General features: G+C 43.6%; 7 protein-coding genes. All 7 read left to right on the top strand.

Annotated elements, in window-relative coordinates; genetic code table 11:
- The first annotated feature begins 73 nt into the window (after positions 1–73).
- The 7 genes from cobA to nqrF all read left to right on the top strand — a co-directional run bounded on the left by cobA (position 74) and on the right by nqrF (position 7,286).
- Positions 74–886, top strand: coding sequence for a uroporphyrinogen-III C-methyltransferase (cobA, locus tag BCU91_RS05945; protein WP_102438453.1), 813 nt, complete (start codon positions 74–76; stop codon positions 884–886).
- Positions 887–1,370: 484 nt separating this feature from the next.
- Positions 1,371–2,732 carry a Na(+)-translocating NADH-quinone reductase subunit A gene (locus tag BCU91_RS05940; RefSeq protein ID WP_102438455.1) on the top strand — a complete coding sequence of 454 codons (1,362 nt, stop codon included), beginning with the start codon at positions 1,371–1,373 and terminating at the stop codon, positions 2,730–2,732.
- On the top strand, positions 2,732–3,949 hold the full coding sequence (locus BCU91_RS05935; protein ID WP_102531101.1) for an NADH:ubiquinone reductase (Na(+)-transporting) subunit B: 1,218 nt from the start codon (positions 2,732–2,734) through the stop codon (positions 3,947–3,949). Before BCU91_RS05940 ends, BCU91_RS05935 begins: the two co-directional genes overlap by 1 nt.
- Positions 3,939–4,709, top strand: coding sequence for a Na(+)-translocating NADH-quinone reductase subunit C (locus BCU91_RS05930; RefSeq protein ID WP_102438459.1), 771 nt, complete (start codon positions 3,939–3,941; stop codon positions 4,707–4,709). Before BCU91_RS05935 ends, BCU91_RS05930 begins: the two co-directional genes overlap by 11 nt.
- Complete coding sequence (locus tag BCU91_RS05925; RefSeq protein WP_076540771.1) at positions 4,709–5,329, top strand: NADH:ubiquinone reductase (Na(+)-transporting) subunit D; 621 nt, start codon at positions 4,709–4,711, stop codon at positions 5,327–5,329. The genes BCU91_RS05930 and BCU91_RS05925 overlap by 1 nt, the downstream gene beginning before the upstream one ends.
- A gap of 5 nt (positions 5,330–5,334) precedes the next feature.
- A complete protein-coding gene (gene nqrE / locus BCU91_RS05920) occupies positions 5,335–5,943 on the top strand; it encodes an NADH:ubiquinone reductase (Na(+)-transporting) subunit E (RefSeq protein WP_076540866.1) in 609 nt (202 codons plus the stop codon).
- 125 nt (positions 5,944–6,068) lie between these two features.
- Positions 6,069–7,286, top strand: coding sequence for an NADH:ubiquinone reductase (Na(+)-transporting) subunit F (gene nqrF / locus BCU91_RS05915; protein ID WP_102531100.1), 1,218 nt, complete (start codon positions 6,069–6,071; stop codon positions 7,284–7,286).
- The last annotated feature ends 799 nt before the right edge of the window (positions 7,287–8,085 follow it).

Here is an 8,085-nt window from a genome sequence, read left to right as displayed (position 1 = left end):
GTATTATCTATTATATATGGAATATATAAAGGGCTATATTTGATGCTAAGTAAACATTGTGGGGTTTTGAAAAATGGAATTGGTTTCGATACCGGGTCAAGGGGCCAAAGGGAAAGTCTGGATAGTCGGTGCAGGGCCTGGAGATGTTGAGCTGCTCACCCTCAAAGCTTATCGGGTGTTAAAGCAAGCCGATGCTGTCCTGTACGATGCCCTCGTTAGCCAAGACATCTTAGATTTAATCCCACAAAGCGCTGAAAAAATTGCTGTGGGTAAACGTGCTGGCAAGCATAGTGCTGGGCAAGATGAAATAAATCAGTTACTGGTGACAAAAGCTTACACTCGCAAAAACGTGGTACGCCTTAAAGGTGGTGATCCGTTTATTTTTGGTCGTGGCGGTGAGGAGCTGCAAACCTTAGCAGAAACAGGGGTTGCTTTTGAGGTTGTCCCCGGTATTACTGCTGCTAGTGGCACAGCTGCTTATGCTGGCATTCCATTAACCCACCGAGATTTTGCTCAAGGAGTGACGTTTATTACTGGTCATTGCCAATTACAAAGTCGGCCGATGGACTGGCAAGGTTATGCAAATCCAAATAATACCTTAGTGGTTTATATGGGCATTTTGAACGCAGAGATTATCCGTGATGGATTAATGAGTAGTGGCCGTGATGGTGATACGCCTGTGGCTATTGTTTCTAAGGCGACGACCGCATCTCAACAGCGCTTTATCGGTAAGTTAAGTGAGTTATCGCAGCTGGCTGCAGATCCTGCTTTGCAAATGCCAGCATTGATGATTATCGGTGAGGTGGTGTCATTGGCAGACAGCCTCAATTGGTTTAATCCTCAAGAGTACTCAGCTGCACCAATTCAGTCTCAAGTGAGTATTTAGCGGATTTGATCTTAAGCTATATTTACCGATAATTTTGACCGCATGAATTTAAATGGCGAAGACGACAGTCTTGGCCATTTTTTGTTTTTAGCTGCTCAGGCTTGCCATTAACATGTTCATTTCATACTTATCCCATATTTGTCATTCTTATTGCTGCAAACTTAATTATTATCTCAGTGCTTACCTAGCAAATTTTGATTTCTGTAATTCTTATACAGCTTTTATTGAGATTAATGTGAACTGTGTCTATGTTAAATTGTGATACATGGGGTAGTTCAGCATTGGGTAGCGTTTTGGATGCTGTTTTTTGTGCTTTAGTTCCTGTTTTGAAATTGAATATCGGTCTTGGTTCAAATTTTTGGTCGAATTTAGGTGTTATTAGTACATTTATTTCACAATTTATTTAAAAGGTGTGACCTCAATAGCGGATTTAGGTCACAAATCTATTTATTATGTGGTATCTGAATTTTAAAGGTTACAAGTAATGGCTGGATCCTCAAATCAGGTTATAACAATTAAACGGGGCCTCGATGTGCCTATAGCGGGTGAGCCGCAACAAATAATCGACGTCACAGCAAAGCCAACCAGAGTTGCCATATTAGGCGAAGAGTATGTTGGTTTAAAGCCGACTATGTTGGTTGAAGAAGGTGATATCGTTAAAAAAGGCCAAGCGCTTTTTCAAGATAAAAAGATTGCCGGAGTGACCTTTACTGCCCCTGCGAGTGGCGAAGTGATTGCCATAAACAGGGGCGAAAAACGGGTGCTATTATCAGTGGTGATCCGTTGCGAAGGCGATGAAGCCGTGAGTTTTGCTACTAGCGATGATGTTTTGGCATTATCCCGCGAAGCGGTGCAAACCAATCTGGTTAACAGTGGGTTATGGACGGCATTAAGAACCCGCCCTTTCTCAAAAATTCCCGCGTTAGATACTAGGCCATCGGCAATCTTTGTGACCGCCATGGACAGTAATCCGTTAGCGGCCGATCCTCGCGTGATTATCGCTGAGCAGCCACAAGCATTTGCTGTGGGAATGCAGGCACTAACCCGGTTAACCGATGGTAAAGTGATGCTGTGTCATGATCAAGGTGAGGCGTTACCCGGCCATGATTTAGCTCAAGTTGAGTCATATCAATTTGGCGGCGTTCATCCCGCTGGGCTGGTGGGTACTCATATCCATCTGCTGCATCCAGTAAGTGTTGAGCGGGTAGTTTGGCATATTGGCTATCAAGATGTGATTGCCGTTGGCAAGCTGTTTCAAACCGGTGAGCTATTTAATGAGCGAGTGGTGTCATTTGCTGGACCCAATGTGTTAAAACCAAGGTTACTGCGGACCCAATTAGGGGCAGACTTGGGTGAGCTAGTCGAAAATGAAATTGAAGATATTCACTCACGGGTGGTATCGGGCTCCGTACTTTGTGGCCATACCGCCGTTGGGGTTTATAACTATTTAGGTCGTTATCATAATCAAGTTTGTGTACTAACTGAAAACGCCCGTCACGAGTTATTACCTTGGGTGCGCCGTAATAAAGAAAAGTTCTCACTGACAGGTATCATGATGTCAGGTTTTAGCCGTACTAAAAAACTGTTTGATTTTACCACCCATGCAGGTGGCTCTCCTCGTGCGATGATGGCTTTTGGTCAGCTTGCCCGCGTTATGCCTTTGGATATTTTACCGACCTTGTTGGTGAGAGATCTGGTGGTGCGAGATACTGATGAAGCACAGCTATTAGGCGCTTTAGAATTAGACGAAGAAGATTTAGCACTTTGTACCTTTGTTTGTCCCGGAAAGTATGACTTTGGTAAAGAGTTACGTGCTTGCCTAGATATCATCGAGAGGGAAGGTTAATGAGTCAGCAACAAAAGAAACCGGATCATCAAGATCGCTATTATGCTCATGGCGACTCGATGAAAAGTTACTTGCGATCCTTGTGGATTGCTCGTGGCCGCAGTACCAAAGGTAAAGTGCATGTTCGTGATGCCATTGATGTAAAACGTACCATGCATATTGTGGGTATGTGTTTACTGCCCGCCATATTTTTTGGGATGTACAACCTAGGCTTACAAGCGCAAATTGCCATCATGGCTGGGGCAACTCAACCTGAGGCTTGGCAGGCTGGCTTGTTTTCAATGCTGTTTGGCCAGTTAACCGAACAATCAGGTTTTGTCAGCTTAATGGCTTATGGTGCGAGTTATTATGTGCCAATTTACCTAATGACCTTGTTTGTCTGTTTAGTGTGGGAAGTGGTTTTTGCCAAAGTGCGGCGCCAAGAATTACATGAAGGCTTCTTTATTACAGCATTACTGTTTTCTATCATAGTGCCGGTATCGACACCCTTATGGATTATTGCTGTAGGAGTGACCTTTGGGGTTATCGTAGCCAAAGAAATGTTTGGCGGCATGGGTTATAACTTTTTAAACCCAGCGTTAGCCGGTTATGCCTTTATCTATTTTGCCTACCCCACAGAAGTCGCAGCCTTAAGCCAATTTGTTGCTGCTGATGGTTTTTCAGGTGCCACCACCTTAACCCAAGCTGCAGCCAGTCGCGCGAATATGTTTGCCGATGTTAGCTGGATTAGCGCCTTATCAGATCCTGCATGGATAGATGCATTTTTAGGCTTCACTCCAGGCTCTATTGGTGAAACCAGCACCTTAGCTATTTTGATTGGCGGCGGTGTATTGCTGCTAACTCGAGTGGCAGATTGGCGAGTGGTTGCAGGGGTTATGTTCGGCATGATCGCTACAGCAATATTGTTTAACTTAGTTGGACCTGCGAAAAGCTCTATGGCTTCTATGCCGTGGACATGGCATTTAGTTACCGGTGGTTTTGCACTGGGGATGATGTTTATGGCAACCGATCCTGTGACCGCCTCATATACCCGCAGTGGTCGATACGCCTATGGCGCGTTAATTGGCTTTATGACCATACTCATTCGAGTGTTGAATGTGAAATTGCCTGAAGGGATCATGTTGGCGATATTGTTCGCAAATCTATGGGCGCCATTATTCGATTATCTGGTGGCTCGTGCCAACATTAAACGGAGACTAAAACGCCATGGCCTTTAAGAAAGATAGCATAGCTGGCACGATGATTTTTATCATCAGCCTGAGTTTGGTCTGTTCGTTTATGATCACCGGTACCGCTGAAATTTTAAAAGAACGTAAGCTGGTTAAAAAGCGTGATGAAGTGCAGCAGTTTGTATTACGGGCCGCCAATATTGATATCAGCAGCGGCGATTTTAGGGAATTATTTGAACAAAGAGTAAGCCCTAAAATGGTCAATCTAGAGTCGGGTGAGTTTGTTGATCATGACAATCTACTTGATTTTGATGAGCGTATGGCAGCGATAAACCCAGATACATCATCAAAACCTAAAAAAGATACCGCCAAAATTAAAAGCCGTGCGGATAATATCCGCGTATTTGAAGTCTTTGACGCTAATGGTCAATTATCCAGTGTGGTGATGCCCATTTATGGTAAAGGACTGTGGTCGATGATTTATGGTTATTTAGCCCTTAAGCCTGATTTAAATACCGTTGAGAATATTATTTTCTACGAACACGGTGAAACCCCTGGTATTGCTGATTTTGTAACAGATCCCCAGTGGACTGACTTATGGAAAGGTAAGCAGCTATTTGATGATAAAGGCAAAATTTCCATCAAGGTTATCAAAGGCGGTGCTAAAGCTGGCGATATTCACGGTGTTGATGGCGTTAGTGGCGCAACCCGAACGGGCATGGGCATTCAACGTGCGGTTGAATTTTGGTTTGGTGTAGAAGGTTATCAAACCTTTCTTAACCAGTTTGCCACTACGGAGGCGAAATAATGAGTACGACTATCTCAACTAAACAAATTCTGACCTCACCGATTTTTGCCAATAACCCAGTGGCGATGCAAGTGCTAGGGGTCTGCTCTGCACTGGCTGTGAGTAATTCAATGCAAACCGCATTGGTAATGACACTGGCGGTGACCTTTGTTTTAGTGTGCTCCAATGTGATCATTTCGAGCATTCGCAATTTTATCCCTAGCAGCGTGCGTATTATTGCGCAAATGACCGTGATTGCCTCTTTGGTAATTATCGTTGATATGGTGTTGCAGGACGTGGCTTATGAGCTTTCAAAGCAGTTATCTGTATTTGTCAGTTTGATTATTACCAACTGTATCATCATGGGCCGCGCAGAAGCCTTTGCGATGAAATACCCACCGCATTTGGCATTTGTTGATGCGCTAGGTAATGCCATGGGCTACGGGGTGATTTTATTAAGTGTCGCCTTTGTGCGTGAGCTACTAGGACGCGGAACCTTATTTGGCAAAGAGATATTTACCACTATCGAAAACGGTGGTTGGTATCTTGCCAATGAAATGTTCACCTTGCCACCAAGCGCATTCTTTTTGATCGGCGTGATGATTTGGGCGATCAATGTTGTGCAGCGTAAGAGAGGATAATGGCAATGGAACACTATATTAATTTATTTATTCAAGCGGCCTTTATCGACAACATGGCACTGTCTTTTTTCTTAGGCATGTGTACCTTCCTCGCGGTGTCTAAAAAGGTCTCAACCTCATTTGGTTTGGGCATTGCAGTGATTGTGGTGATGGTATTAGCCGTACCGGTAAATCAGCTGATTTACGTGAATATCCTTGCGCCAGGTGCACTGGCATGGGCAGGCTTCCCTGAGCTTAACTTAAGCTACTTACAGTTAATTACCTTTATTGGGGTGATTGCCGCTTTAGTGCAGATTTTGGAGATGTTTTTAGAAAGATACATTCCAACTCTGTATCAATCTTTAGGTATTTTCTTACCGCTACTAACGGTGAACTGTGCCATTTTTGCTGGGGTTATTTTCATGGCCAACCGTGATTATAACTTAGGCGAATCTGTGGTGTTTGCAGCAGGTAGTGCAGTGGGCTGGGCGATGGCCATTGTCTTACTCGCCGGGCTGCGTGAACGGATGAAATTTCATGCTATCCCACTAGGGCTGCAAGGAATTGGCATTACCTTTATTACTACAGGTTTAATGGCATTAGGTTTTATGTCATTTGCTGGCATCACTTTGTAAGGCGTGAAAATGCAAACAAATTTGAATTCGCTTATAGATGACTCACTCATGCTTGAATCAGTGGTTTTGGTAAAACTGACCCATGAGACTGCTTGTTATCAGCAACTGTTGAGAAGGTGCATTTAATGGAAATGGCAATTGGCATAGGCATGTTTACCATAGTGGTAAGTTTGCTGGTAATGATAATTTTATTCGCCAAAAGCAAATTGGTGGGTACGGGTGATGTCACCATCGGCATTAATGGTGATGCAGACAAAAGTGTGTGCACACCTGCTGGTGATAAACTGCTTGGCGCACTGGCGAGCAACAGTATTTTTATTCCATCGGCCTGTGGCGGTGGCGGCACCTGTGGCCAATGTCGGGTCACAGTGAAATCAGGTGGCGGTGATATCTTAGCCACAGAGCTTGACCACATCACCAAAAAAGAAGCCAAAGAAGGCTGCCGGTTAGCGTGTCAGGTTGCGGTGCGAACCGACATGGAACTAGAAGTGGATGAAGAGATCTTTGGGGTTAAAAAGTGGCAATGTGAGGTAGTTTCTAATGGCAACCAAGCGACCTTTATTAAAGAGCTGCTGCTGAAAGTCCCTGAAGGGGAGGATGTTCATTTCAAAGCCGGTGGTTATATTCAAATTGAAGCCCCTGCCCATGAGGTGAAATACGCTGATTTTGATATTCCTGAGCAATATCGTGATGACTGGGATAAGTACGACTTATTTAGCCTAGTTTCAACCGTTGATGAAGATGTATTGCGTGCTTATTCAATGGCGAACTACCCCGATGAAAAAGGCACCATCATGCTGAATGTGCGTATTGCTACGCCGCCAAGCAATGATTTACCACCAGGGCAAATGTCGTCATATATCTTTAATCTAAAGACTGGCGACAAGGTAACTATTTCAGGGCCCTTCGGTGAGTTTTTTGTCAAAGAAACAGACGCAGAAATGGTGTTTGTTGGTGGTGGTGCAGGTATGGCGCCGATGCGTTCGCATATTTTTGATCAACTTAAGAGTAAGCAAACGAAACGTAAAATGTCTTTTTGGTATGGGGCGCGTTCAGCGCGAGAGATTTTTTACCAAGATGATTTTGATACCTTAGCCGCTGAAAATGACAACTTTGAATGGCATGTAGCTTTGTCAGAGCCTTTAGCTGAAGATAACTGGACCGGCTATACCGGCTTTATTCATACGGTATTATTGGAAAACTATCTTAAGAATCACAAAGCGCCAGAAGATTGTGAGTTCTACATGTGTGGCCCTCCAATCATGAACTCCTCTGTGATCAGCATGCTAGAAAGCTTAGGTGTTGAAGAAGAAAATATCTTGCTAGATGACTTTGGTGGCTAGTGTTTAGTTACTAATGTTCAAAGTAAGCTAACTAACAGTAAGCGTTTCAAAACAAAAAAGCTGAAACCTAGGTTTCAGCTTTTTTTGTCTAAAATTTATCGAGTCTAGAGTTTGTCGAGCTTAAAATCTTGATGTTTACCTTGTAAGCTAGGTTCAAGGTGTAACCCTCCCTTATATCGCTGCTATTTTTATACTGATAACAGATTACATGCATAAGAGAAATGAGGTCAAATTGCGATGGTTAACATCTCCTGTGATTAAAGACTAAATTAAAAAGGGGGCAAAATGTTTCATGACCACCAACTCTATTCTCCATTTATATTGGCACTTTTTACGTAGACCATAACTTCGATTTAACCAATTGCCTGCCGCAGGCTTATGTGCAGATACAACTGCGAGACGCCGCAAGTACATCCATGTAGGCTCTGCCAAAACATCCATGTTTTGGAAGCTCGCTGCTGCATCTACACTGGGATTATTGCTTCTTCGATTTGACTGTATTAGTGCCAAGTAAAAGATTAAAAAGATTAAAAAGATATAAAGCTAAAAATCCAAAAGACTCAATTTGAATTGAGGGCGTTGAAGAAAATAGCGTGATGCTCACATGGATGTGAGCATAGCTTTCGCGGTGCAGGGATGCACCATCGGAAGCGTTAGCATTTTCGAATAAGACCGAAGCAGTCTACAAACGAAGTTAAAAGCTGGATCGATCCCCATCGAAAACTATGCGCTTTTCAGCATTTTTCGTTAGGGGCGGCAGGGTGATCCAAGAGGGTATTGCTGTTGATACCCTTTTGGT

It is taken from the genome of Shewanella sp. 10N.286.52.B9 (genome assembly GCF_002873635.1).
In the GTDB taxonomy this organism is placed as follows: Bacteria; Pseudomonadota; Gammaproteobacteria; order Enterobacterales; family Shewanellaceae; genus Shewanella.
Note: the sequence above shows the minus strand (reverse complement) of the source record. Positions and strands in the feature narration are given on the sequence as shown.

What these genes read in the sequence shown, in the direction of transcription:
- BCU91_RS05925 (WP_076540771.1), top strand. Translation starts at nt 4,709, where the DNA reads ATGAGTACGACTATCTCAACTAAACAAATTCTGACCTCACCGATTTTT.
- nqrE (WP_076540866.1), top strand. Translation starts at nt 5,335, where the DNA reads ATGGAACACTATATTAATTTATTTATTCAAGCGGCCTTTATCGACAAC.
- nqrF (WP_102531100.1), top strand. Translation starts at nt 6,069, where the DNA reads ATGGAAATGGCAATTGGCATAGGCATGTTTACCATAGTGGTAAGTTTG.
- BCU91_RS05935 (WP_102531101.1), top strand. Translation starts at nt 2,732, where the DNA reads ATGAGTCAGCAACAAAAGAAACCGGATCATCAAGATCGCTATTATGCT.
- BCU91_RS05930 (WP_102438459.1), top strand. Translation starts at nt 3,939, where the DNA reads ATGGCCTTTAAGAAAGATAGCATAGCTGGCACGATGATTTTTATCATC.
- BCU91_RS05940 (WP_102438455.1), top strand. Translation starts at nt 1,371, where the DNA reads ATGGCTGGATCCTCAAATCAGGTTATAACAATTAAACGGGGCCTCGAT.
- cobA (WP_102438453.1), top strand. Translation starts at nt 74, where the DNA reads ATGGAATTGGTTTCGATACCGGGTCAAGGGGCCAAAGGGAAAGTCTGG.